Source organism: Caballeronia cordobensis, assembly GCF_001544575.2.
GTDB lineage: Bacteria > Pseudomonadota > Gammaproteobacteria > Burkholderiales > Burkholderiaceae > Caballeronia > Caballeronia cordobensis.
Window position 1 is genome coordinate 394,043 of the sequence record NZ_FCNY02000006.1, and the last position, 23,722, is coordinate 417,764.

Sequence of the window (23,722 nt, forward strand, 5' to 3'; positions counted from 1 at the left end):
CAGCGCCGGCCGCATTGAAACATCACAGGGACATTCGCCGCCATGTTTTCTCTAGATTTCTCACCGCTCCTGCCGTACTGGCCGACGTTCCTGCTAGGCGCATGGCTCACGCTCAAGATGACGTGCGTGGCCGTGTTCTTCGGCCTGATCCTCGGCATGCTGGTCGCGTTCGCCAAGCGTGCAAAGGTGCCGGTGCTCACGCGCATGTGCATCATCTACATCGAGACGGTGCGAAACACGCCGTTCCTCGTGCAGATCTTTCTGCTGTACTTCGGTCTCGCCAGCATCGGCTTGCGCATGCCGACCTTCGCGGCCGCCGCGCTCGCGATGACGATCAACATCGGCGCCTATGCGGCCGAGATCATTCGCGCCGGGCTGGAATCGGTGCCACGCGGTCAGATCGAAGCCGCCGAATGCCTGGGGCTGTCGAAGTGGCGCATCGGCTGGCATGTGATGCTGCAGCCGTCGATCGAGAAGGTCTATCCCGCATTGACGAGCCAGTTCCTGCTGATGATGCAGGCTTCCGCGATCGCCTCGCAGATCTCCGCGGAAGAACTCACCGCGGTCGCCAACACCGTGCAGTCCGATACGTTCCGCTCGCTCGAAACGTACATCGTCGTGGCGGCGCTGTATCTCGTCTTGTCGCTGATCATCAAGCTTGTTGCGTGGCAGGTCGGCGAGCATCTGTTCAAGCGCCGCCGCGCGATCCGCCTTGCCGCGAAGCGTGCGGGCAAGACGCCGCCCGACTCGCAGCGCATCGATACGGTCATTCCCGGAGGTGCGGCATGAGCGGCGGATTCACGGCTTCGCACTTCGTCTATCTGGTGCAATCGATCGGCTGGACGCTGGTCCTCTCCGTGCTCGCGTTCGTGCTCGGCGGCATCGGCGGCTTCGGTGTGATGCTCGCGCGCATCTCGCCGCGCGCATGGCTTGCGCGCGCCGCGCTCGTGTATATCGAGGCGATTCAGGGCATTCCGCTGCTGATCCTGCTGTTCATCGTGTACTTCGGCTTGTCGGTGTACGGCTATCAGGTGCCCGCGCTCGTTGCGGCGGGCCTTGCGCTGATGGTCTATTCGAGCGCCTATCTCGGCGATATCTGGCGCGGGTGTATCGAAGCGATGCCCAAGCCGCAGTGGGAAGCGTCGGAATGCCTCTCGCTCACGCGCTGGCAGACCTTGCGCCTCGTGATCATCCCGCAGGCGATGCGGCTCGCGCTGCCGCCGACGGTCGGCTTTCTCGTGCAGCTCATCAAGATGACGTCGCTCGCTTCGGTGATCGGCTTCATCGAACTGACGCGCGCGGGCCAGATCATCAACAACTCGATCTTCCAGCCGTTCCTCATCTTCGGACTGGTCGGCGCTTTCTATTTCGTCCTGTGCTATCCGCTTTCGCGCTGGAGCCAATCGATGGAGAACAAGCTCAATGTCAGCAATCGTTAAGGTCGGCGAGATTCACAAGAGCTTCGGCTCCAATCACGTTCTGAAGGGCGTGTCCTTCGAAGTCAACAAGGGCGAGATGATCGCCGTGATCGGCGCGAGCGGTTCGGGCAAGAGCACGGCGCTGCGCTGTATCGACCGGCTCGAAACCATCGACAAGGGCGAAATCGAAGTGTGCGGCATTCGCGTCGACGATCCCAAAGTCGATCTGCATCTGTTGCGCCGCGAAGTGGGCATCGTGTTTCAGAGCTATAACCTCTTTCCGCATCTGACGGTGGAAGAGAACATCATGCTCGCGCTGCGGTATGTGAAAAAGATGCCGCGCGACGAAGCGAAACGCATTGCGATGAACGTGCTGGAGCAGGTCGGTCTCGGCCAGAAGGCCGATGCCTATCCCGAACAATTGTCGGGCGGACAGCAGCAGCGCGTGGCGATCGCGCGCTCGCTCGCCATGTCGCCGAAAGTGATGCTGTTCGACGAAGTGACGTCCGCGCTCGACCCGCAACTCACGGGCGAAGTGCTGCGTGTGATGGAAGACCTCGCGGCGGACGGCATGACCATGCTGCTCGTCACGCACGAAATGGCCTTCGCGAAGCGCGTGGCGGATCGCATCATCTACATGCATCAGGGCAAGGTGTGGGAAGTGGGCGACGGCAGCATGCTCGATGCGCCGCGCACGCCCGAGCTACGGGCATTTCTGGATAACGGACTTTGATTTAATTAACGCAACATCGATAACAACGGAGACTCGACTTGAAAGCAAAGACAATCATTGCACGCGCAGCTCTCGCAACCCTGATGATGGCAGGCGCGATGCACAGCGCGATGGCCGATCAACTCGACGACATCAAGAAAGCGGGCGTCGTGCGCGTCGCGATCGCAATGGGCACGCCGCTTTTCAGCTATGCCGATGAAAACCTCAAGCCCGCCGGCTCCGACGTGGATACGGCCGCCGCGCTCGCGAAAGACCTCGGCGTGAAGCTCGAACTCGTGCAGATCACGAACGCCGCGCGCATTCCGACGCTGCAGGCCAAGCGCGCGGACCTCGTGATCGCCGATCTGTCGATCACGCCCGAGCGCGCGAAAGTGGTCGATTTCTCCATGCCGTATGCGGTGATCACGATCATCGTCGGCGGTCTGAAGACGATCAAGGTGAAGGACTATGCGGACCTCGACGGCAAGACCATCGGCCTCACGCGCGCAACGGTGAACGACACGCTCACGACGCAGCAGGCAAAGGGCGCGCAGATTCAGCGCTATGAGGACGATGCGACGCTCATCACCTCGATGGTCACGGGCCAGATCGATGTCTTCTCGAGCACGCCGTCGAACCTTCAGGAAATGCAGCATCGCGCGCCGCAACGCAACATCGAGATGAAGTTCGAGCAGAAGAACTTCGACCTCGGCATCGCGATGAACAAGGATCAGCCGCGCCTGAAGGAATGGGTGAACAACTGGGTCAATACGAATCAGAAGAACGGTAATCTGAACACGATCTACAAGAAGTATCACGGACGCGATCTGCCGGACAGCGTGCGCAAGGGCGCGTAAGCGCTAGCATCGCAGGAATCGGCTTCACCTTCGTGCGCACTCGGAACACGCTGTTCCGAGTGCGCCATGCATTTCGCATACAACATTCTTCCTGGTGCGTCGTCCGTACGCGCCAAATCGCCCGGCCGCGCGGCTTCGGGCACCGTTCGGGACAATTCACGCTTCTCCGTCGTACACTGCCCCTGCGTTTTGAATTCTGCATGCATTGAACCATCAAGCATGCCTCGCGCGCCGCACGCCGCGCGAGCATCCGCCATTCACAGGAATCCCTTTACAGGAACCATCATGGCCAAACACACGGTTGCCGACTATCTGGCGCAGACACTTGCCGCAGCGGGCGTGGAACGTATCTGGGGCGTGACGGGCGACAGCCTGAACGGACTCGCATACAGCCTCGACCGTGTAGGCTCGATTCGCTGGATGCACACGCGTCACGAAGAAGCTGCCGCGTTCGCGGCCGGCGCGGATGCCGCGGCGACAGGCCAGCTCGCCGTATGCGCGGGCAGTTGCGGGCCGGGCAACCTGCATCTGATCAATGGCCTCTTCGATTGCCATCGCAATCATCAGCCGGTGCTTGCGATCGCCGCGCATATCCCGTCGACGGAAATCGGCCTCGGCTATTTTCAGGAAACGCATCCCACCGAATTGTTCAAGGAATGCAGCCACTTCGTCGAGCTCGTCATGAATGCGTCGCAGTTTCCGCGCGTGCTCGAACGCGCGATGCGCGCGGCGATCGAGCAGCGCGGCGTGGCGGTGATCGTGCTGCCGGGCGATGTCGCCCTGAGCGAAGGCCCGGACCTCGTGGCGCGCTGGACCGAGAGCGTGCCGAGCGCGATCCTGCCGGCGCAAACCGAACTCGACAAACTCGCGGGCCTCTTGAACGGTTGCGAAGCGGTGACGATCATGTGCGGCAGCGGCGTCGCGGGCGCGCACGACGAAGTGGTCGCGCTCGCCGACACGCTCGGCGCGCCCATCGTGCATGCGCTGCGCGGCAAGCCGCACATCGAGTACGACAATCCGTTCGATGTCGGCATGACCGGACTCATCGGCTTCAGTTCGGGCTATCACGCGATGATGTCGTGCGACACGCTGCTGTTGCTCGGCTGCGATTTTCCGTATCGACCGTTCTATCCGCCGAAAGCGAAGATCGTGCAGGTCGACTGGCGCGGCTCGCAACTCGGGCGACGCGCGCCCCTGGAAATGGGCCTCGTCGGCACGGTCAAGGAGACCGTCGCCGCGCTCTTGCCGAAGCTGCAGCGCAAGGACGACCGCCGTTTCCTGGACAATGCCCTCAAGCACTATGCGAGCGCGCGCAAGGGGCTCGACGACCTCGCGACGCCGTCCGCGCCGGGACGTCCGATTCATCCGCAATATCTGGCGAAGCTCGTCGATGACATCGCCGCCGAGGACGCGATCTTCACCGCGGACGTCGGCACGCCGACACTCTGGGCCGCGCGCTATCTGACGATGAACGGCAAGCGCCAGTTGCACGGCTCGTTCAATCACGGCTCGATGGCCAACGCGATGCCGCAAGCGCTCGGCGCGCAGGCCGCGCATCCGCAGCGTCAGGTGGTGTCGTTATCGGGCGATGGCGGCTTGTCGATGCTGCTCGGCGATCTGCTTTCGGCCGTGCAGCTCGATCTGCCGATCAAGGTCGTCGTGTTCAACAACAGTCTGCTCGGCTTCGTTTCGATGGAACTGAAGGCCGCGGGCCTGGTCGACACGAACGTCGATCTGAGCAAGACGGACTTCGCCCAGATCGCGAAGGGCGCGGGCATCTGGTCGGTGCGCGTGGAAGAGTCCGAGCAACTCGAGAGCGCGTTGCGTGAAGCGTTCGCGCACAAGGGCCCGGCGGTCGTGGATGTGGTCACGTCCAAGCATGAACTCGCCATGCCGCCGACCATCGAGCTGGCGCAGGCGAAGGGCTTCAGCCTCTATATGCTGCGAGCCATCCTGAGCGGGCGCGGCGACGAGATCGTCGAACTCGCGCGCACGAACCTGCGTTGAGTGTGAAGCGCGGCCTTCAGGGCCGCGCTTTTTTTACCCGCGCAGGAAGTCGGCCAGTTGATCCAGCGTGCCGCCATAACCTTGTTCGAGCGAAGGCCGCAAGGCGTCGAAATAGCGCTGTTCCTGCTCGATCGCGCCGAACGGCTTCGCGCGCAGCGCCACCCGCGTCTTGCCGTCGACATCGCTGAAGGTCACGACGTTTTCTATTTCAAGCGGGCAATCGTCGCTGAACGGCGCGCGCGCAATGCCGCAGTTTTCATTCGCGAACGAGTTGAGCCAGACGATACGCTCGCGCTCCACGATCTCGCGATAGTTGAAGCGGCCCCACATCGCGGGCGCATTCGCGAAGTTCATCGCGTAATGGAAGAAGCCGCCCGGACGGAACTCGAAGCGGCGCAAGTCCAGCGTGCATCCCTTCGGCCCCCACCAGCGCGCGATCTGCTCCGCGCTGCTCCATGCCTGCCAGACACGTTCGCGCGGCGCGTCGAATACGCGGTTCATTTCGAAGGCCGTGCTTTGGACGGCGGTGTCGTTACTTTGCGGCATGTTTCTTTCCTTTCGATGTCGATGATTTTTTCGGCTTCGTTTTGAGGAACGCGTCGAGCTTGTCGAAGCTGTCTTCCCAAAGCGACCGGTACGCGTCGATCCAGCTCGCGGCTTCACCGAGCGCGGCAGGTTCGAGACGGCAAGGGCGCGTCTGCGCGGCGCGCGAGCGCGAGATCAGCCCCGCGCGCTCCAGCACCTTGAGATGCTTGGAAATGGAAGGCTGCGTCATCTCGAACGGCTCGGCGAGTTCATTCACCGTGGCCTCACCGTTCGCCAGACGCGCGACGATCGCGCGGCGCGTGGGATCGGCGAGGGCCGCGAAAACCTGATTCAAGTCCGCTTCGCGCATGCGTTTCTATGGCCGTCCGGTTATATAGCTAATGAGGAATATATAAACGGATACCGCCGCCGTCAAGTACGCCATCCCGAAGTGTGCTCTATGCTCATGGTTCGAGTTCCGAGGAGGCATCATGAGCGAAACGAATCGGCCATCGGGCGACGCATTGCCGCTCGATCACGTTTTCGACTTCGAAGGACAAGCCGTGCGCTACGGCGCGATCGGCGAGGGCGCGCCGCTCGTCATGGTGCATGGCACGCCGTTTTCATCGCAGGTATGGCGGCGCATCGCACCGATCGCGGCACGTTCGCGCCGCGTTCACTATTTCGATTTGCTCGGCTATGGCGCGTCCGAGATGCGCGACGGACAGGACGTGTCGCTCGGCGTGCAGAATCGCGTGCTGGCCGCGCTGCTGGAACACTGGCGCAGCGGCTGGCACGGCGCGTTGCCCGATGTGCTCGCGCACGATTTCGGCGGCGCGACATCGCTTCGAGCGGCGCTTTTGAACGGCTGCGCGTACCGTTCGTTGATGCTCGTCGATCCGGTCGCCGTCGCGCCGTGGGGATCGCCTTTCGTGCGCCACGTACGGCAACATGAAGCGGCGTTCGCGGGCGTGCCGCCGGCCATGCATCGCGCGATGCTCGACGTTTATCTGCAAGGCGCGGCGCATCGCAGTCTGCCGGAAGAGACGCTGCGCATCTATACGCAGCCGTGGACGGGCGAGCGCGGGCAGGCCGCGTTTTATCGGCAGATCGCGCAGATGGACCAGCGTTACACGGATGAAGTCCAGTCGCGTTATGGCGAGCTGACGTGCCCGATATCGATACTCTGGGGCGAAGAGGACGCATGGATACCGGTGGAGCGGGGCGTCGAACTGGCGTCGCGCATGGCGGGCGCGCGCTTCACGCGGGTGCCCGCCTCAGGGCATCTGATGCAGGAAGACGCGCCCGAGGCGATCGTCGCCGAATGGCTGACGTTCATGAGCGCGATCGAACGTCTGCCGATCGCGCATCGATAAAAAGCTATTTCTTTTTCGCGCTCTCGGCGCGAAACGCCGCCTCGCCCGCATCGGATATCTCGACCCATTTCCTGTCGGGCGGCGCGTCGTCGACATAACTGTCGTGCCAGTTCCACCACTTGTAGGTCGGCGTTTGCGGATAACCTTCGGGCGAGTCTTCCCAAAGTTCCTGACGGCCCAGTGGCGTGATGTCGAGATAATTCCACGTATTGCCCATCTGCTCGTCGCCGCGATTATTGAGGAAGTAGGTGCGAAACACGCGCTCGCCATCGCGGAAGAACACATTGGTGCCGTGCCATTCATCGACGCCGAAATCCGCATCGAAGCGATCCGTCAGCGTGAACCAGGGGATCTCCCAGCCCATGCGTTGCTTGAGCCGCGCGATGTCCTCTTGCGGCGCGCGCGAGACGAAGACGAGCGTCGTGTCGCGCGCGTTCAGATGCGCGAGATGCGCAACCTGATCGGCCACGAGCGAACAGCCGCGGCACGCGTGTTCGGGCCAGCCGAATACGCCCGGCTCGTAGAACGCGCGATAGACGATCAACTGGCGGCGGCCATCGAACAGATCGAGCAAGCCGATCTTGCCATTCGGGCCTTCGAACGCGTAATCGGTTTGCACGGCCATCCACGGCATGCGGCGGCGCTCGGCGGCGAGCGCATCGCGTGCGCGGGTCTGTTCCTTCTCCTTGACGAGCAGCTTCTCGCGCGCCGCGTCCCATTCGTCCTTCGATACGACCGGCGGCGTGCGCATTCCTTTTTCGTCTGATGTGGTCATGGCGTTTGCAACCTCCTGAGTTGGGCGGTGTGTGCCGTGAGTTAAGTCTGAACTCGAAATCGGATGCCGGGGGAGTAACAAGTGTGACGCAAAAACGAAAAGCCGCCCGTGATGGCGGGCGGCAGGCGCAGGTAGAAAGATGCGCGGGAACGGCTAAGCCCACGACGCGCGCAGCGCGTGCAACGCTTTCCAGTACGTGTAGAAGCGGCCCGCGAACATGCCCGCGACGGCGCCCGACACGGCGGCATCGATGACCACGTAATTCGCGAGCGCCGCCACGTTGGTCACGGTCGCCAGTTCGAAGCCGAGCCAGAACTTCGTCGCGAACGTGGCGAGGATCAGCACGAGCGGCACGACCGAGCCCGGCGACATGACGGTGAGCGCCATCGGATCGACGATAAAACGCGTGCGGCTCGCATTGAACACGCCGCCGATGAAGCCTGCGCCCAGCGCGAGGACCCACGCGGCGACGGCGGCCCAGCCCGCGAGCGGCGCGGAGATCAGATGCGCGATGCCCATGCCCGCGAAAATAAGCGGAATGATCGCGAGCTTCGAAAGCGGCGTCGTTCTGGTTTGCAACGCCTTCACGCCGCGATAAACCAGGAACGCGAGCAGCACCCAGACCCAGGTCGGCGTGCCTTGGATGATGGCGAATAGCGACATGATCATCTCCTTCAAATAGCTGTTTGATGCGGATGATGCCGCCCGAGAATTAGCCGCGAATGATGACGGCGCGGCGCTTCGCCCGCACCGCGCGATCTCCCGAATTAAGCGCACTCAGAAAACCCGCCGCGCGCCGGGTAAAATGCGCGCCTGCCCGCCGTCCGGCCGAAAAGCGCGCGCGACCCGTGCGCACGGTCTCCGGGGCGGGCATGCGCCTCACGAAGGCCGTTTTCGTCCGTCTGCGCCCGTCCGGTCATCCCGCGCGCCGCCGCTTTCGCCCGCTGAAACCCAAGACACGCCACGACATTCGAGGATCGCCTTTCATGCTTGCCCGCATCACCCGCCTTTTCCCGCTCTGGGCCGTGCTGGTCTCCGTCGCCGCCTATAGCGCGCCTGCCTCCGTGACGGGCATCGCGCCGCACGTCACGACGCTGCTCACGATCATCATGCTGTCGATGGGCGTTACGCTGTCCATCGACGATTTCAGGCGCGTCTTCACGCGGCCCGCGCCCGTGGTGGCGGGCATCGTCCTGCATTACCTCGTGATGCCGCTTGCCGCGTGGGTCATTGCCAAGGCGTTGCACATGCCGCCCGATCTGACCGCGGGCATGGTGCTCGTCGGCAGCGTGGCAAGCGGCACGGCGTCGAACGTGATGATTTATCTGGCGCGCGGCGATGTCGCGCTGTCCGTCACGATCAGCGCGCTGTCCACACTCGTCGGCGTCTTCGCCACGCCGCTGCTCACGCGCCTTTACGTCGATGCGTCCATCGCCGTCGATGTGCACGGCATGCTGATGAGCATCGTGCAGATCGTCGCGCTGCCGATCGTCATCGGGCTCGTCGTGAATCATTTTTTCGGCAAGCTCGTGCGCAAGATCGAATGGGCGCTGCCGCTCGTGTCGATGGTGTCGATCCTGCTCATCATCGCGGCGGTGGTCGGCGGCACGCAAAAGAGCATTGCGTCGGTCGGGATGGTGGTCGCCGTGGGCGTGGTGCTGCACAACGGCATCGGGCTGCTCGGCGGGTATTGGGGCGGCCGTCTGCTCGGCTTCGACGAGGCCGTGTGCCGCACGCTCGCGATCGAAGTCGGCATGCAGAATTCCGGTCTCGCGGCGACGCTCGGCAAGCTGTATTTCGCGCCGATCGCAGCCTTGCCCGGCGCGCTGTTCTCGGTGTGGCACAACCTCTCGGGATCGATGCTCGCGGGCTACTGGGCCGGACGCCGGGCGAAAGGCTCGACGCGCGATGAAGATGCGCAGGGCGCCGTCGTCCGGCAGGGATGAACGGTTGCGCAAAAAACGAAAAACGCGCCTATATCGGGCGCGTTTTTTTTCGGAACGTGCGTTTTCAGCCTTTCTTCTCGCTCAGGCCGAGCAAGCCGCGGATCGCGTCTTCGGTCTGCGCGTAGCGGCCTTCGCCGAAGTGGCTGTACACGATCTTGCCGTTCTGATCGATCAGATAGAGCGCGGGCCAGTACTGGTTGTTGTACGCGTTCCAGGTCGCGTACCGGTTGTCCTGCGCCACCGGGTATTCGATTCCGTATTTCTTGACGGCGTTCTGGAGATTGCCGAGATCGCGCTCGAACGTGTATTCGGGCGTATGCACGCCGACCACGACGAGCCCCTTGTCGCGATAGCGCGAATACCACTCCTTCACATGCGGCAGCGTGTGCACGCAGTTGATGCAATCGAAGGTCCAGAAATCGACGAGCACGACCTTGCCGCGCAACTGCTTGAGATCCAGCGGCGCGCTGTTGACCCAGTTGTCGATGCCGGCGAAGTCGGGCGCCTGCGCGCCGTTCTGCGGCTGCGTGGCTTGCACCCCGGCTGCAATGCCGGTCGATGAAAAAGCGGCGAGCGCGGCGACGGCGCCGAGCGCGGCGGCCATCGCGGTGGCGACGGCAGCGATCTTGAGACGATCGAACATGGCGGTTCTCCTTTTGAATCGACGATGAAGCGTATTGAAACGCGCGCATGTATCGCGTCTGCGGGCGAATTGCATCGGCATGTGTCGCGGGTGCGGCCAGATACGTTGAGATACAAAGCGCCGCGCGTTTGTATCGGCATGTATCCGGCGGCGTGACTGATACATGCCGTTGCACCGCGCGCCGTTTCTGACATCCCCGCGATACACGAGGGCGCTGAAATACATGACATCCCGCTCTCTACGGAAACGATCTCATGTCACTCATCGTCATTGCCTTTCTCGGCGGCGCGTTCACCGTGCTGAGTCCGTGCATCCTGCCGGTCGTGCCGTTCGTGTTCGCGCGCTCGGACAAGCCTTTCGTTACCGATCGCCTGCCCTTGCTCGTCGGACTGGCGGGCACGTTCGCGCTCGCCACGGGACTCGGGCTCGCCGGTCTCGCGGGCGCGGCGCAATTGAGCCAGTACGGCCGCTGGATCGCGCTCGCGACGCTCGCGCTGTTCGGCGCGGCGCTTCTGTTTCCGTCCGTCGCGGACCGGCTCACGCGCCCGCTGTCGGCGCTCGCGGATCGCATCGTCGCGCGTTCGGAGACGCAGGGCGCAACGCGCCGCATTGCGTCGTCGATGCTGCTCGGCGCCGCGACCGGCCTGCTGTGGGCGCCGTGCGCGGGCCCGATCCTCGGCGTCATTCTCACGGGCGCGGCGCTGCACGGTGCGAACTGGCATACGGCTGCGGCGCTCGCAGCCTATGCGGCGGGCGCGGCGAGTTCGCTCGCGATTGCATCGAGCCTCGGCAAACGCGCGCTCGACACGGTGAAGCGCTCGCTCGGCATCGGCGAACATGTGCGCCGCGCGATGGGTGCGCTGGTGCTGCTGACGGTCGCCGCCATCGCGACGGGCCTCGATACGCGCGTGCTCGCGCTGATTCCCGGCGCACCGACGAACGGCATCGAGAGCAGGCTCGTCGGCGCGTTGAAGACGAAACAGGCGACGCATCAGGTGACGCACGTCCGAGGTCAGCGCGCGCGCATCATGCGCGTGTCGACACAGGCCGCGTTGCCGGTGCAAGGCCGCTTGCCCTCGCTCGACGGCGCGACGACGTGGCTCAACTCCGCGCCGCTTTCCGCGAATGAATTGCGCGGCAAGGTCGTGGTGGTCAACTTCTGGACGTACTCGTGCATCAACTGCCTGCGGACGCTGCCGTACCTCAAGACGTGGGCGCAACGTTATGCCGACGACGGGCTCGTCGTGATCGGCGTGCATACGCCGGAGTTCGGCTTCGAGCGCGACACGGGCAACGTGAAGCGCGCGCTCGCGAACCTGAACATCCGCTATCCGGTCGCGATCGATAACGACTACGGCATCTGGCGCGCATTCGGCAATCAGTACTGGCCGGCGTTCTATATCGTCGATGCGCAAGGGCGCGTGCGCTTTCATCATTTCGGCGAAGGCGGTTATGGCGAGGCCGAGGACGCGATCCGAAGCCTGCTCGCCGATAACGGCAAGACCACGCCCATGCACGATGCGCAAGCGGTCCAGGCGAGCGGCGCGCAGGCGGCGGCCGATGCCGCGAACATCGGTTCGGGCGAGACCTACGTGGGCTATAAGCAGGCGCAAGGTTTCGCGTCGCCGCAGCGCGTGAGGCCCGATGCCATCGAAACCTATTCCTTGCCGACGCAACTCGCGCTCAACGAGTGGGCGCTGGCAGGCCAGTGGAACGTCGGCGGGGAAGCGGCGGTGACGGCGGGGCCGCGCGCGGGCATCGCCTACCGTTTCCATGCGCGCGATCTGCATCTCGTGCTTGCACCTTCGGCTGACGGCAAGCCGGTGCGTTTTCGCGTGACCATCGACGGTGCCGCGCCGGGCGCATCGCATGGCGCGGACGTGGCCGCCGATGGCAGCGGCGTCGTCACGAGCGCGCGTCTGTATCAACTCGTGCGGCAGAGTGGAGCGGTCGAGGACCGGACCTTCCAGATCGAGTTTCTCGATTCCGGCGCGCAGGCGTATAGCTTTACATTTGGCTAATGCACGCCGTGTTTTTGCGCTTCGACGCCGCGCCAGATAGCGCGGCGTCGGCGCGTTTACCACAGAAAAAGTTATCCAGGCGGTGCAGTCTAGGTGCATTCCCTAGCTTCAATCGCGCCACGGATCATAAAAGCCGCGCCGAACGTGTGAGCCTTCCGCCCGGAAAGCCTTGCCGATATTGGCTCTGCGGCATCCACTCTGCCAATCGCGCTTTTTAAGCAGCGGCTGCGGCGCGCGTTCGCATTACCAAAAGTATTGAAAAGCGCTCAGAAAATGTCGGTGGGCGATCGAAATTGGCCATGTACGCTTCATTCAACGCAATGAACGCCGGAATGCAACGGCAGCGTCCAGTCCGAAGCGTCATTGCAACCGCTTCCCTTTTCGAACTTGCTAGGTGGAATGACCCGATGATTCCCAACCTAACCCTCGCACCCGACGACGTCACGAATCCGGTTTCCTCGCACTCAGGAACCGAATCGGCGGCGCGCGCTGTTGCGGCGTCCAAGACCGAAATCCTTACGGTCAAAAACCTCTCGAAGATCTTCGGCGCGAAGCCGGAGCGCGCTCAGGAGCTTCTGAACCAGGGCCTCGGCCGTAATGAAATCTTCGCGCAAACCGGCAACATGGTTGCCGTCGACGATGTCAGCCTGTCGGTCAATGCGGGCGAAATCTTCGTCATCATGGGCCTGTCGGGCTCGGGCAAGTCGACGCTCGTGCGTCTGCTGAACCGCCTGATCGAGCCGACGTCCGGCCAGGTGATTCTCGAAGGCCGCGACATCGCGCCGATGAGCGTGCCCGAACTGCGCGCCGTGCGCCGCGAAAAAATGGCGATGGTGTTCCAGTCGTTCGCGCTGCTGCCGAACCGCAGCGTCATCGACAACATTGCGTATGGCCTCGAAGTCGCGGGCAAGAAGAAAGCGGATCGATACGACGTGGCGCGCGCCGCGTTGACGCGCGTCGGCCTCGCTTCGTACGAAAAGCTCTTGCCGAGCGAGCTGTCCGGCGGCATGCAGCAGCGCGTGGGCCTCGCTCGCGCGCTGGCGGTGAATCCTTCCGTGCTGTTGATGGACGAAGCGTTTTCCGCGCTCGATCCGCTCATCCGCTTCGAAATGCAGAACGAACTGCTGCGCCTGCAGAAGGAAGAGCAGCGCACGATCGTCTTCATTTCGCACGATATCGAAGAGGCGGTGAAGATCGGCGGGCGCATCGGCATCATGAAGGACGGCCGCCTGATTCAGGTGGGCACGCCCGCCGAGCTGATCCAGTCGCCGGCGGACGACTACGTGCGCGACTTCTTCCGCAATGTCGATGTCTCGCGCTTCCTCGAAGCATCGAGCCTGATGACGAAGGTGGAGCGCGGTCTCATCGCGTGCAACACGAGCGCGCCGTCGGAACGCTATCTGAACAGCCTGATCGACAGCGGCGCCGAGTGCGGCTATGTCTGCGACGAAGCGGGCCGCTATCAGGGCTGCGTGACGCCCGCGTCGCTGCACAAGACGGGCACGCGCCCGATCAGCGACGCGTTGCTTCACGACGTCGCGGCGGTCCGGCTCGACACCGATTTGCACGAACTCGCGGCGATCGCGCTCAATCAGGAGCACGACGTGCCCGTCACGGACGAACAAGGCAGACTCGCGGGCGTGGTGTCCTGCCGCACGATTCTCAAGCAGGTCATGGAGCGGAGGGCAGCATGAATTCAGGGATCTTTGGAAAGTTCGCCGAAGACATCGTCAACTTCCTTTTCTCGCACTTTCGCGGCGGTTTCGACGCGTTTTCGGCCGGCCTCGGCGCAGTCATCAAGGTGCTGGAAGACGGGCTCGGCGCGGTGCCGTTCATCGCCATGCTCGTGATTCTCATGGGCCTCGCGCTGTGGAGAAAGGGCGTTGTGTTCGCGGTGTTCGTCGGCCTGGCGCTGTACGCGATCAATTACATGGGCCTGTGGGCGCAGACGGTGTCGACGCTCGCGCTCGTCATCGCAGCGACCTTCTTCAGTCTCGTGATCGGCGTGCCGCTCGGCATCTGGGGGGCGCGCAACAAGCGGGTCGAAGTGGTCCTGCGTTCGCTGCTCGACTTCATGCAGACGATGCCCGCATTCGTGTACCTGATTCCCGCCGTGATTCTCTTCGGCCTGGGCCGCGTGCCTGCGGTGATCGCCACGATCGTCTTCGCGATGCCGCCCGTCGTGCGTCTCACCACGCTCGGCATCCGGCAGGTGCGCGAGGAACTGCTCGAAGCGGGCCGTTCGTTCGGCAGCACGGATGCGCAACTGCTCTGGAAGATTCAGCTTCCCAACGCGCTGCCGTCGATCATGGCGGGCGTGAACCAGACCATCATGATGGCGCTCTCGATGGTGGTGGTGGCCTCGATGATCGGCGCGGGCGGGCTCGGCGAATACGTGCTGAGCGGCATTCAGCGGCTCGATATCGGCATCGGCTTCGAAGGCGGACTCGGCGTCGTGCTGCTCGCGATCATTCTCGATCGCCTGACGGAGAGCTTCGGCGTGAAGTCGAAGAAGAAAAAGAAGGTCGTGTCCACGCCGGTCAAGCCGGCGGCGTCGGGCAAGGCCGCGCAAACCTGAAAGTCCAGCGTCGTTGCCCATCTCAAACACCGAATTGTCAGATACGGAGTCCGAAATGAATAAGAGTCTCATCAAATCCATGATCGTCAAGATTGCGACGCCGGCGATCGTGGCGTTCGGGGTCGCCACCAACCCGGCGATGGCCGCCGATCAATTGAAGATCGCCGTGACGAACTGGGCCGACGTGCTCGCGGTCGCCAACGTCGCGAAATACGTGCTCGAAACGCAGCTCAAGCAGCCGGTGCAGTTCGTTCAGGCGGATATCGGCATTCAGTATCAGGGCGTGGCACGCGGCGATCTGGACATCATGGTCGGCGGCTGGCTGCCCGTGACGCACGGCCAGTATGTCGCGCGCTACAAGGATCAGCTCGACGACGTCGGCATTATCTACACCGGCGGCAAGAACGGCTGGGCGGTGCCCGCGTATGTGCCCGAATCGCAGTTGTCGTCCATCGAAGACCTGAAGAAGCCCGAAGTGCAGAAGCAGCTGAACGGCGTGATTCAGGGCATCGAGCCGGGCGGCGGTCTCATGCAGGCATCGGAGAAGACGATCAAGGCATATGACCTGTCCGGCTACAAGCTGCAATCGTCGAGCGAGGCGGGCATGCTGGCGTCGATTCAGCGCGCGTATGGTTCGAAGCAGTGGATCGTGGCGACGGTGTGGAGCCCGCACTGGCTGTTCCAGAAGTGGCAGATGCGCTATCTGAAGGACCCGAAGGGCACGCTCGGCGGCGAAGAGCAGGTTCACGCGTTCGCCTCGAAGCAGTTCGCGACGAAATTCCCGCGCGCGGATGTGTTCTTCAAGCACTTCAAGATGACGCTCGCGGATGTCGAAGCGATCGAGTTCGAAGGCAATTCGACCAACGACTACGCGACGGCCGCGAAGAAGTTCGTCGATGCGCATCCCGACAAGGTGAAGGCCTGGCTGCAGCAGTAAGCCTGGCTTTGAACCTATCGCACGACCGCTTCGGAGTATTGCCGTGAACGAGTATTCGCGCTTCTTTGGCGAAAGCCTGCAGAGCCACGATCCCGTGATCGCATCGGAGATCGCTTTGGAGTTGCGCCGTCAGCAGACGCAGATCGAGCTGATCGCTTCCGAGAACATCGTGTCGTCGGCGGTGCTGGAAGCGCAGGGCACGGTGCTGACGAACAAGTACGCGGAAGGCTATCCGTCGCGGCGTTATTACGGTGGCTGCGAGCATGTCGATCGCATCGAGGCGCTGGCCATCGACCGGGTGAGCGCATTGTTCGACGCCGGATTCGCCAACGTGCAGCCGCATTCGGGCGCACAGGCGAACGGCGCGGCGATGCTCGCGCTGCTCAAGCCGGGCGATACGGTCATGGGCATGGCGCTCGATGCGGGCGGCCATCTCACGCACGGCGCGCGCGCCGCGCTGTCGGGCAAGTGGTTCGATGCGGTGCAGTACGGCGTGAACCCGGACACGCTGCGCATCGATTACGACGAAGTGCGGCGGCTCGCGGAGCAGCATCGTCCGAAGCTGATCATCGCGGGCTATTCGGCGTATCCGCGCGCGCTCGATTTCGCCGCGTTCCGCGAGATCGCCGATAGCGTCGGCGCGCAGCTCATGGTGGACATGGCGCATATCGCGGGCATCGTCGCGGCGGGACGGCATCAGAATCCGCTCCCGTTCGCCGATGTCGTCACGTCCACGACGCACAAGACGCTGCGCGGCCCGCGCGGCGGCTTCATCCTGACCAACGACGGCGACATCGCCAGGAAAATCGATTCCGCGGTTTTTCCCGGCCTGCAAGGCGGCCCGCTCATGCATGTGATCGCGGGCAAGGCGGTCGCGTTCGGCGAAGCGCTGCGCCCGGAATTCAGCGCGTATATCGATCGTGTGCTGCGCAATGCGCAAACGCTCGGCAAGGTGCTGCAGGCGGGCGGATTGAGCCTCGTCACGGGCGGCACCGACAACCATCTGCTGCTCGTCGATCTGCGCGGCAAGGGCCTGACGGGCGCGCAAGCCGAAAAGGCGCTGGAACGCGCGGGCATCACCTGCAACAAGAACGGCATTCCCTTCGATACCGAAAGCCCCATGGTCACGTCCGGCATCCGTCTCGGCACGCCGGCCGCGACGACGCGCGGTTTCGGCGCGGCGCAGTTCGAGCAGGTCGGCGAAATGATCCTCGACGTGCTGTCCGCGCTGGAACGCGAACCGAACGGCGACGAGCAGGTGGAGCGCGCGGTGCGCGCCCGCGTGCGCGATCTGTGCAGCCTGTATCCGATCTACGCGCATGCGGAAGCGCTCGTCTGACGCGCAACGTGCATCGCGCATCGCTTCACACGATTCACCCAACCGAGAGACGAACATGAGCTTCGAAGGCGTACACACCCCGCTGGTCACTCCCTTCAAGGCCGACGGCGAAATCGATTACGACATGCTCGGCAAGCATGCCGCCAGTCTCGTCGGCCGCGTCGCGGGCCTGGGCGTCGGCGGGACGACGGGCGAGTACTATGCGCTCAGCTTCGAAGAGCGCGTGAAGACGCTGGATACGGTGGCATCCGCGGTCGGCGGCAAGACGTATCTCACCGCGGGCATCAACGCGACCACGACGAACGAAGTCCTGCGGCTCGGCAAGGAAGCGAAGCGCGCGGGCTATGACGCATTGCTGGTCGCCGCGCCGTACTACGCGCAGCCGACGCAGCAGGAGTTGCTCGCTCACCTGCTGAAGGTGGACGACGCGCTCGACATGCCGGTCATGCTGTACAACTTCCCGGCGCGCACCGGCACGGCCATCGGCGATGAAGTCCTCGACAAGCTGCTCGAACGCCCGAACTTCGCCGCGATGAAGGAAAGCACCGGCGATATCGCGCATCTGCATCATCTCGCGACGCATCTGCCGGAGCGCTTCGTGCTCAGTTGCGGCATGGACGATCAGGCGCTCGAATTCTTCGCGTGGGGCGTGCGAAGCTGGGTGGCGGGCGCGTCGAACTTCCTGCCGGAAGCGCATACGGCGCTGCTCGACGCGTGCGTGAAAGAGGGCGACTTCAAGACCGGCCGCAAGCTGATGACGCAACTGCTGCCGGTGCTCGAACTGCTGGAACGCAGCGGCAAGTTCATCCAATATGTGCGTTATGGCTGCGAGCTTGCGGGCACGCGCGTAGGCAACGCGCGCGCGCCGCTCGGCACGCTCGACGACGAAGAACGCAGCGCCTTCGCCAGGATCGTTCAACCCCTGCTGCGCAACGCTCAGTAAGTCACTGGCATGGCCTCGAAACTGGAGTTCGTGCGGTTTCCCGCACCGGATGGCGTCAACGGCTGGTGGGAAAGCTTGCCCGCCGTCGCGCCCGCGAATGTCGTGACGGGCGAGCAGCGCTTCGACTACGTGGTGGTGGGCGGCGGCATCACCGGCCTGTGCGCGGCGCGGCGGCTCGCCGAACTGGCGCCGGAGGCGTCGATCGCGCTCGTCGAGGCCGATCGTATCGGGCGCTCCACGGCGGGCCGCAATTCCGGCTTCTTCGTGGATTTGCCGCATGACATCAGCAGCGAAAGCTATTCGCGCAGTGTCGAGGCCGACAAGGCGGACGTGCGGCTGCAACGCCACGGCATCGACTACGTGCGCGGCACCGTGAAGCAGCATGGCATCGAATGCGACTGGCGCGACGACGGCAAGTATCACGCGTCGGTGAACAAGAAAGGGCATGCCGCGCTGACACATTTCGCCGATGGCCTCGCGCGCATCGACGAACCTTGCGAATGGCTCGACGAAGCCGCTATCGGGAAGGTGACGGGCACGCACTTTTATCGGAGCGCGCTATTCACGCCGGGATGCAGCACGGTCCAGCCCGCGGCGCTGATGCGCGGTCTCGCGGCCACCCAGCCCGCGAACGTGACGATCTTCGAGATGAGCGCGGTGAAGGGCATGGAAACGCGCGGGTCCGTCAAGCTGCTCAATTTTGCGAACGGCAGAATCGAGGCGAAGCACGTCGTGCTGTGCACCAACGCCTATGCGGCGACCTTCGGCGGCCATCCGAACGGCTTGCTGCCGGTGTACACGTTCGCGTCGATGTCGCGCGTGATGAACGATGACGAGATCGCCCGGCTCGGCGGCCTGAACGCGTGGGCGCTCATTCCCGCCGACCCGATGGGCACCACCGTGCGCCGTCTCGCGACCAACCGCATCTGCGTGCGCAACCATTTCGCGTTCCGGCCGAATCTGTCCGTCTCGGAACACGATCTGGCGAAATCGAAGCATCTGCATCAGCGCTCGTTCGACCGGCGCTTTCCGATGCTGAAGGATGTCGAACTGCAATACACATGGGGCGGCGCGCTGTGCCTGTCGGCGAACAACGGCGCGCTCTTCGGCCAGCGCGAGGACGGCGTGTACGAAGCCGTCGGCTGCAACGGGCTGGGTTTGAGCCGCGGATCGGCGGCGGGCAAGCTCATCGCCGAGCATGCGCTGGGGCAATCGAACGATCTGATCGATCAGCTTTTGAGGCAGCCGCATCCACGCTCGCTGCCGATGCGGCCGATCGCGGATGTCGCGGTATCGGCGGCGATCTGGGTGAAGGAATTTTCGGCGGGCGCCGAACTTTGATTCTGTGAGGACATGACATGACGACGCTTAAGGAATGGCAGCGCAAGGCAGAGAATCTTTCGCTCGACGGACGGGCGTTCATCGCGGGACAACGCTGCAATGCGGCATCGAATGAAACCTTCGGCACGCTGAATCCGTCCACGGGCAAGGTGCTCGTGGAAGTCGCGAAGTGCGACGCGAAGGATATCGACCGCGCGGTCGTCGCGGCGCGCGACGCGTTCGAGTCGGGCGTGTGGTCGAAGGCCGCGCCCTCGCATCGCAAGGCGGTGCTGCAGCGCCTCGCGCAACTCATCGACGAGAACGCGGAAGAACTCGCGCTGCTCGAAGCGCTCGAAGCCGGCAAGCCGATCAGCGAATGCATGGGGCTCGATATTCCGGAATCGGCCGCGTGCATCCGCTGGCACGCGGAAGTCACGGACAAGCGTTACGACGCGCTCTCGCCGTCGGGCGCGAGCGTCGTGTCGATGATCACGCGCGAGCCGATCGGCGTCGTGGGCGCGGTGTTGCCGTGGAATTTTCCGGCGCTCATGCTCGCGTGGAAAATCGGGCCGGCGCTTTCCGTGGGCAATAGCGTCATCGTCAAGCCCGCGGAGCAGACGTCGCTGTCGACGCTGCGCATCGCCGATCTCGCGCACGAAGCCGGCGTGCCGCCCGGCGTGTTCAGCGTCGTCACGGGTTTCGGCGAAAGCGCGGGCCAGGCGCTCGGCGTGCATGCGGACGTCGATCTCATCGCGTTCACGGGCTCGACCGAGACCGGCAAACGCTTCCTGCGCTATTCCGCCGATACGAACCTGAAGCGCGTCGTGCTCGAATGCGGCGGCAAGAATCCGCAAGTCGTGCTGCCCGATGTCGCGAACCTCGACGCCGTCGCGGAACAGGCCGTCGCCGCCGCGTTCTGGAACATGGGCGAGAACTGCAGCGCGGGCTCGCGCATCCTGGTTCATTCGAGTCAGAAGGCCGAACTGCTGCAAAAGGTGCAGGCCGTGCTGGAAGGCTGGAGAACCGGCGATCCGCTCGACCCGGACGTGAAGCTCGGCTCGCTCATCGAGGAAAAGCACTACGAGAAGGTGCTGAGCCACATCGAGAAGGCGAAGGCCGAAGGCGCGCGCCTCGTCTGCGGCGGCAACGCCACGCTCAAGGAATCGGGCGGCTGGTTCGTCGAGCCGACTATCTTCGACAACGTCACGCACGACATGAGCATCGCGCGCGACGAGGTCTTTGGCCCGGTCGTGTGTTTTATCGAATATGCTGATATCGACGAGGCCGTGCGCATCGCGAACGATACGTGCTACGGGCTCGCGGCATCGCTGTGGACCGACAATGTGAATCAGGCGCACAAAGTCGCGGCGCGCATTCGTGCGGGCACCGTGACCGTCAACTGCTTCGGCGAAGGCGATCTCTCGACGCCCTTCGGCGGCTTCAAGCAGTCCGGTTTCGGCGGACGCGACAAATCGGTCTACGCGCACGACCAATACTGCGAGCTGAAGACGACCTGGCTCAAGCTCGACTAAGTCAGACGAGGCACTATGCGCATTGGCTTCATCGGCACCGGCACGATCACTCAGGCGATCGTGACCGGCATGATCCGTTTCGGCGTTCCTTTCGAACGCATCGCGTTATCGCCGCGCAATGCGCGGATCGCGGCGCAACTGGCCGAACTGGATGCGCGCGTCGAGGTGTGCGATAGCAATCAGGACGTGCTCGATACATCGGACGTCGTGTGCCTCGCGGTCGTGCCGCAGATCGCGCCTGACGTTCTGGGCGCGCTCGCGTTCGATGCGCGGCATCACGTCGTCAGTGTCATTGCGGGCATGGCGCTCGACCGGATTCGCGAACTCGTGCGCCATTCGGCGCGCGTGGTGCGCGCGGTGCCGCTTCCGGCGGTCGCGGTGGGCAAGGGCAGCACGGCGATCTGCCCGCGCGACCGCATCGCGGAGGCGATTTTCGCGCCCCTCGGCGAAGCGGTCGAAGTCGACGACGAGCATCAGTTCGACGCGCTCTCCGCCGTCACCGCGACCATGGCGAGCTTCTTTGCGCTCCTGGAGGAGCAGGCGTCGTGGCTCGTCGCGCAAGGGCTGCCGTATGCGTCGGCCCGTTCGTTTTTGGCGGGCTATCATGTGGGGCTTGCTCACGAAACGACGCTAGGCGAAACGCCTTTTTCAGCGATGATCGGGCACGCGAGCACGCCCGGCGGCCTCAACGAGCAGCTTTGGCGCGAGTTGTCGGAGCGGGGCACATTCGCGCATTATTCGGAGGCGCTCGACAAGATCATGCGCCGCGTTCAAGGGCGCGGATGAGCGGGCAAAATAAAATTCGATAAATCGCCAGCCCTGGAAGGTGATTCACATGCAGAAGAAACAGCAGTTCGCGGACAGGCTTCTCGCCCAGATGCCCTCGCTGCGCGCGCTCCGGTGCTTCGTCACCGCGGCGCGGTATGAAAGTTTCACGCAGGCTGCGGAAGTGCTGTGCGTCACGCAGGCGGCGGTGAGCCGGCAGATCAAGGAACTCGAAGACACGCTCGAAGTCGCGCTGTTCGAGCGCACGGGCAGGCACATTGCGCTGACCGACGCGGGCCGCATTCTCTACAACGCGTCGTATCTGTCGATCATGAATATCGCGGAGGCGGCGCAGGCGGTGAGGCGCGTGGATCGTCACGCGCTCACGCTGTGCATCTCGCATACGTTCTCGGCGCTGTGGCTTTCGTTCCGATTGCCCGCCTTTCGCCAGCGCTTTCCCAACATCCGCCTTCATGTGATGGTGACCGAGCACTTCATGGAGCTCGACGATCTCATGGAGCCGGATGTCATCATTACGAAGAATCCGCCGCGCGAGCAGGAATACGAAGTCGAGCCGCTCTTTCACGACATCGTCTATCCGGTGTGCAGCGTGCCGTTTCACGAGCGCTATTTTCACGGGCGCACGTTAAAGCCGCTCGATCTGCTCGCGCATCCCACCTTGAGCCTTTCGCTGCTCGGGCGTGCGCAAGTGTGCGAGCACGTCGACTGGCGCGTGTGGAAGAACTGGTATCAGCAAGGCGACGGCTCCGAGCGTCTCGACCAGCACGACGATCTGGAGAGCAACGACTATCGCTTGCTGGTGGCGCAGGCCGAAGCGGGTGAGGGCACCTTGCTCGGCTGGCATCATCTCGTGCATCGTCAGGTCGAGCAGAAAAAGCTCGTGCGCCCCGTGGACGATGCGCTCGTCTTCCACGACCGTCACCACTACATCATCACGCATCGCAACGCGAAGACGCGCCCCGAGTACCTGCAGTTTCGCCAGTGGCTCGACGAAGAAATCGCAACGATGATGCAGGGATGGCCCGCGGCCGAATCGAAGGCCGTGCTGTGAGCGCGGCATGAAAACGGCCATCGAAAAACCCAAGGGATACCGGCGGCTGATTCCGTCGGTGACGGCGCTCGTCGAGTTCGAAGCGGTCGCGCGGCTTGGCAGCTTCACGCTCGCCGCGCACGAACTGGGCGTGACGCAGGCGGCCGTGAGCCGGCAGGTGAGGTTTCTCGAAGAGACGCTCGGCCAGCGGCTTTTCCGGCGTCTGCATCGCGCGATCGAACTGACCGAGGAAGGCGAGGCGCTGTACCGCGTCGTCGCCGAATCGATGCAGAAAATCGCGAGCGTGTTCGACCGCCTCGCGCGCGGGCCCGTGCAACAGGAACTCGTGCTCGCGGCCACGTCCGCGTTCTCGCATTTCCGTCTCTTGCCGCGCCTCGCGTCGCTCAAGGCGGCGCATCCCGATCTGCAACTGCGCCTGTCCACGCAGATGTTCACGGCCGACCTGCGCCACAAGGAAATCGATGTCGCCGTGCGCTTCGGCAACGGCACCTGGCCCGACGGCACGGCGATGCTGCTCTTCGACGAGGAAGTGTTTCCCGTCTGCTCGCCGGCGTGGCTCGCGGCACGTTCCGAGCCGGACACGCTGGAGGCGCTCGCGAGCGCCGTGCTGGTCGAATCCGATTCGACCACCGAAGGCTGGATGGGCTGGGAAGCGTGGTTCAACGCGGTGGGCTTTCGTCCGATGCGGCTGAATTTCGCGCTGCGCTGCAGCCTCTATACCGACGCGATCCAGGCCGCGCGCTACGGTCAGGGCGTCGCGCTCGGATGGGGCCGCCTCGTGCACGATCTGCTCGCGAGCGGCGAGCTCGTCAGGCTGCCGGTGGCGTCGTTCAAACCGCCCGAATCGTACTTCGTCGTGGTGCCGCACGGCCGTACGATCACGCCCGCGATCGACGGCCTGATCAACTGGCTGCGTGAAGGCGCCGACGCATAACTCAAAGTAATTCGACGCCGAA

Annotated in this window: 23 protein-coding genes; 18 read left to right on the forward strand and 5 right to left on the reverse strand. The window is 63.7% G+C overall.

The window, feature by feature from the left end; genetic code table 11:
* Positions 1-42: 42 nt before the first annotated feature.
* The 5 genes from AWB70_RS14445 (at position 43) to poxB (ending at position 4,994) form a co-directional block, all read left to right on the forward strand.
* Positions 43-789 (forward strand): amino acid ABC transporter permease, encoded by a 747-nt coding sequence (locus tag AWB70_RS14445; RefSeq protein ID WP_053571440.1) that lies wholly within the window; start codon positions 43-45, stop codon positions 787-789.
* Positions 786-1,439: an amino acid ABC transporter permease gene (locus tag AWB70_RS14450; protein ID WP_014252455.1), complete on the forward strand. Its 654-nt coding sequence runs from the start codon at positions 786-788 to the stop codon at positions 1,437-1,439. Before AWB70_RS14445 ends, AWB70_RS14450 begins: the two co-directional genes overlap by 4 nt.
* The gene (locus AWB70_RS14455; protein ID WP_053571439.1) at positions 1,423-2,151 is read left to right on the forward strand and encodes an amino acid ABC transporter ATP-binding protein; all 729 of its coding nucleotides are present in this window, start codon (positions 1,423-1,425) and stop codon (positions 2,149-2,151) included. Before AWB70_RS14450 ends, AWB70_RS14455 begins: the two co-directional genes overlap by 17 nt.
* Positions 2,152-2,189: 38 nt before the next feature.
* Entirely contained in the window at positions 2,190-2,987 is a 798-nt protein-coding gene (locus AWB70_RS14460) for a transporter substrate-binding domain-containing protein (protein WP_014252453.1), read from the forward strand.
* A 285-nt stretch (positions 2,988-3,272) separates the two neighbouring features.
* A complete protein-coding gene (gene poxB / locus AWB70_RS14465; protein ID WP_053571438.1) occupies positions 3,273-4,994 on the forward strand; it encodes a ubiquinone-dependent pyruvate dehydrogenase in 1,722 nt (573 codons plus the stop codon).
* 33 nt (positions 4,995-5,027) lie between these two features.
* On the opposite strand, the gene AWB70_RS14470 is transcribed toward poxB, so the two are convergent.
* Positions 5,028-5,540 (reverse strand): SRPBCC family protein, encoded by a 513-nt coding sequence (locus tag AWB70_RS14470; protein ID WP_053571437.1) that lies wholly within the window; start codon positions 5,538-5,540, stop codon positions 5,028-5,030.
* Positions 5,527-5,889, reverse strand: coding sequence for an ArsR/SmtB family transcription factor (locus AWB70_RS14475; protein WP_014252450.1), 363 nt, complete (start codon positions 5,887-5,889; stop codon positions 5,527-5,529). Before AWB70_RS14475 ends, AWB70_RS14470 begins: the two co-directional genes overlap by 14 nt.
* A gap of 121 nt (positions 5,890-6,010) precedes the next feature.
* On the opposite strand from AWB70_RS14475, the gene AWB70_RS14480 reads away from it, so the two are divergent.
* Positions 6,011-6,895 (forward strand): alpha/beta fold hydrolase, encoded by an 885-nt coding sequence (locus tag AWB70_RS14480; protein WP_053571436.1) that lies wholly within the window; start codon positions 6,011-6,013, stop codon positions 6,893-6,895.
* A 4-nt stretch (positions 6,896-6,899) separates the two neighbouring features.
* Here the strand turns inward: AWB70_RS14480 and AWB70_RS14485 are convergent, their stop codons facing one another.
* Together AWB70_RS14485 and AWB70_RS14490 are read right to left on the reverse strand one after the other, a co-directional pair.
* Positions 6,900-7,670 (reverse strand): DUF899 domain-containing protein, encoded by a 771-nt coding sequence (locus AWB70_RS14485; RefSeq protein ID WP_053571435.1) that lies wholly within the window; start codon positions 7,668-7,670, stop codon positions 6,900-6,902.
* A 153-nt stretch (positions 7,671-7,823) separates the two neighbouring features.
* Positions 7,824-8,333, reverse strand: coding sequence for a DUF6622 family protein (locus AWB70_RS14490; RefSeq protein ID WP_014252447.1), 510 nt, complete (start codon positions 8,331-8,333; stop codon positions 7,824-7,826).
* 323 nt (positions 8,334-8,656) lie between these two features.
* On the opposite strand from AWB70_RS14490, the gene panS reads away from it, so the two are divergent.
* On the forward strand, positions 8,657-9,616 hold the full coding sequence (gene panS, locus AWB70_RS14495; protein WP_053572087.1) for a ketopantoate/pantoate/pantothenate transporter PanS: 960 nt from the start codon (positions 8,657-8,659) through the stop codon (positions 9,614-9,616).
* A 64-nt stretch (positions 9,617-9,680) separates the two neighbouring features.
* Here the strand turns inward: panS and AWB70_RS14500 are convergent, their stop codons facing one another.
* Entirely contained in the window at positions 9,681-10,259 is a 579-nt protein-coding gene (locus AWB70_RS14500; RefSeq protein ID WP_053571434.1) for a thioredoxin family protein, read from the reverse strand.
* Positions 10,260-10,513: 254 nt separating this feature from the next.
* Here AWB70_RS14500 and AWB70_RS14505 point away from each other — a divergent pair, with 254 nt between their 5' ends.
* From AWB70_RS14505 to AWB70_RS14555, 11 genes are all read left to right on the forward strand, one after another.
* On the forward strand, positions 10,514-12,280 hold the full coding sequence (locus tag AWB70_RS14505) for a cytochrome c biogenesis protein DipZ (RefSeq protein WP_053571433.1): 1,767 nt from the start codon (positions 10,514-10,516) through the stop codon (positions 12,278-12,280).
* A 407-nt stretch (positions 12,281-12,687) separates the two neighbouring features.
* Positions 12,688-13,974, forward strand: a complete 1,287-nt coding sequence (locus AWB70_RS14510; protein ID WP_045460929.1) for a quaternary amine ABC transporter ATP-binding protein — start codon at positions 12,688-12,690, stop codon at positions 13,972-13,974.
* A complete protein-coding gene (locus AWB70_RS14515; RefSeq protein WP_014252442.1) occupies positions 13,971-14,858 on the forward strand; it encodes an ABC transporter permease in 888 nt (295 codons plus the stop codon). Before AWB70_RS14510 ends, AWB70_RS14515 begins: the two co-directional genes overlap by 4 nt.
* Before the next feature lie 55 nt (positions 14,859-14,913).
* A complete protein-coding gene (locus AWB70_RS14520; RefSeq protein ID WP_053571432.1) occupies positions 14,914-15,795 on the forward strand; it encodes a glycine betaine ABC transporter substrate-binding protein in 882 nt (293 codons plus the stop codon).
* A 43-nt stretch (positions 15,796-15,838) separates the two neighbouring features.
* Entirely contained in the window at positions 15,839-17,134 is a 1,296-nt protein-coding gene (glyA, locus tag AWB70_RS14525; protein ID WP_053571431.1) for a serine hydroxymethyltransferase, read from the forward strand.
* Between the two features lie 55 nt (positions 17,135-17,189).
* Positions 17,190-18,077, forward strand: coding sequence for a dihydrodipicolinate synthase family protein (locus tag AWB70_RS14530; RefSeq protein ID WP_053571430.1), 888 nt, complete (start codon positions 17,190-17,192; stop codon positions 18,075-18,077).
* Positions 18,078-18,086: 9 nt separating this feature from the next.
* Positions 18,087-19,418 carry an NAD(P)/FAD-dependent oxidoreductase gene (locus tag AWB70_RS14535; protein WP_053571429.1) on the forward strand — a complete coding sequence of 444 codons (1,332 nt, stop codon included), beginning with the start codon at positions 18,087-18,089 and terminating at the stop codon, positions 19,416-19,418.
* 17 nt (positions 19,419-19,435) lie between these two features.
* Positions 19,436-20,929: an aldehyde dehydrogenase gene (locus AWB70_RS14540; RefSeq protein WP_053571428.1), complete on the forward strand. Its 1,494-nt coding sequence runs from the start codon at positions 19,436-19,438 to the stop codon at positions 20,927-20,929.
* A gap of 15 nt (positions 20,930-20,944) precedes the next feature.
* Positions 20,945-21,715 (forward strand): pyrroline-5-carboxylate reductase, encoded by a 771-nt coding sequence (locus AWB70_RS14545; RefSeq protein WP_053571427.1) that lies wholly within the window; start codon positions 20,945-20,947, stop codon positions 21,713-21,715.
* A 49-nt stretch (positions 21,716-21,764) separates the two neighbouring features.
* Positions 21,765-22,766 (forward strand): LysR family transcriptional regulator, encoded by a 1,002-nt coding sequence (locus AWB70_RS14550; protein ID WP_053571426.1) that lies wholly within the window; start codon positions 21,765-21,767, stop codon positions 22,764-22,766.
* 7 nt (positions 22,767-22,773) lie between these two features.
* Positions 22,774-23,700 (forward strand): LysR substrate-binding domain-containing protein, encoded by a 927-nt coding sequence (locus AWB70_RS14555; RefSeq protein WP_014252434.1) that lies wholly within the window; start codon positions 22,774-22,776, stop codon positions 23,698-23,700.
* Positions 23,701-23,722: the final 22 nt, after the last annotated feature.

Excerpts from the sequence above, each read along its gene's own strand:
- AWB70_RS14445 (WP_053571440.1), top strand. The coding sequence starts at position 43 with ATGTTTTCTCTAGATTTCTCACCGCTCCTGCCGTACTGGCCGACGTTC.
- AWB70_RS14450 (WP_014252455.1), top strand. The coding sequence starts at position 786 with ATGAGCGGCGGATTCACGGCTTCGCACTTCGTCTATCTGGTGCAATCG.
- AWB70_RS14455 (WP_053571439.1), top strand. The coding sequence starts at position 1,423 with ATGTCAGCAATCGTTAAGGTCGGCGAGATTCACAAGAGCTTCGGCTCC.
- poxB (WP_053571438.1), top strand. The coding sequence starts at position 3,273 with ATGGCCAAACACACGGTTGCCGACTATCTGGCGCAGACACTTGCCGCA.
- AWB70_RS14470 (WP_053571437.1), bottom strand. The coding sequence starts at position 5,540 with ATGCCGCAAAGTAACGACACCGCCGTCCAAAGCACGGCCTTCGAAATG.
- AWB70_RS14475 (WP_014252450.1), bottom strand. The coding sequence starts at position 5,889 with ATGCGCGAAGCGGACTTGAATCAGGTTTTCGCGGCCCTCGCCGATCCC.
- AWB70_RS14480 (WP_053571436.1), top strand. The coding sequence starts at position 6,011 with ATGAGCGAAACGAATCGGCCATCGGGCGACGCATTGCCGCTCGATCAC.
- AWB70_RS14485 (WP_053571435.1), bottom strand. The coding sequence starts at position 7,670 with ATGACCACATCAGACGAAAAAGGAATGCGCACGCCGCCGGTCGTATCG.
- AWB70_RS14490 (WP_014252447.1), bottom strand. The coding sequence starts at position 8,333 with ATGTCGCTATTCGCCATCATCCAAGGCACGCCGACCTGGGTCTGGGTG.
- panS (WP_053572087.1), top strand. The coding sequence starts at position 8,657 with ATGCTTGCCCGCATCACCCGCCTTTTCCCGCTCTGGGCCGTGCTGGTC.
- AWB70_RS14500 (WP_053571434.1), bottom strand. The coding sequence starts at position 10,259 with ATGTTCGATCGTCTCAAGATCGCTGCCGTCGCCACCGCGATGGCCGCC.
- AWB70_RS14505 (WP_053571433.1), top strand. The coding sequence starts at position 10,514 with ATGTCACTCATCGTCATTGCCTTTCTCGGCGGCGCGTTCACCGTGCTG.
- AWB70_RS14510 (WP_045460929.1), top strand. The coding sequence starts at position 12,688 with ATGATTCCCAACCTAACCCTCGCACCCGACGACGTCACGAATCCGGTT.
- AWB70_RS14515 (WP_014252442.1), top strand. The coding sequence starts at position 13,971 with ATGAATTCAGGGATCTTTGGAAAGTTCGCCGAAGACATCGTCAACTTC.
- AWB70_RS14520 (WP_053571432.1), top strand. The coding sequence starts at position 14,914 with ATGAATAAGAGTCTCATCAAATCCATGATCGTCAAGATTGCGACGCCG.
- AWB70_RS14530 (WP_053571430.1), top strand. The coding sequence starts at position 17,190 with ATGAGCTTCGAAGGCGTACACACCCCGCTGGTCACTCCCTTCAAGGCC.
- AWB70_RS14535 (WP_053571429.1), top strand. The coding sequence starts at position 18,087 with ATGGCCTCGAAACTGGAGTTCGTGCGGTTTCCCGCACCGGATGGCGTC.
- AWB70_RS14540 (WP_053571428.1), top strand. The coding sequence starts at position 19,436 with ATGACGACGCTTAAGGAATGGCAGCGCAAGGCAGAGAATCTTTCGCTC.
- AWB70_RS14545 (WP_053571427.1), top strand. The coding sequence starts at position 20,945 with ATGCGCATTGGCTTCATCGGCACCGGCACGATCACTCAGGCGATCGTG.
- AWB70_RS14550 (WP_053571426.1), top strand. The coding sequence starts at position 21,765 with ATGCAGAAGAAACAGCAGTTCGCGGACAGGCTTCTCGCCCAGATGCCC.
- AWB70_RS14555 (WP_014252434.1), top strand. The coding sequence starts at position 22,774 with ATGAAAACGGCCATCGAAAAACCCAAGGGATACCGGCGGCTGATTCCG.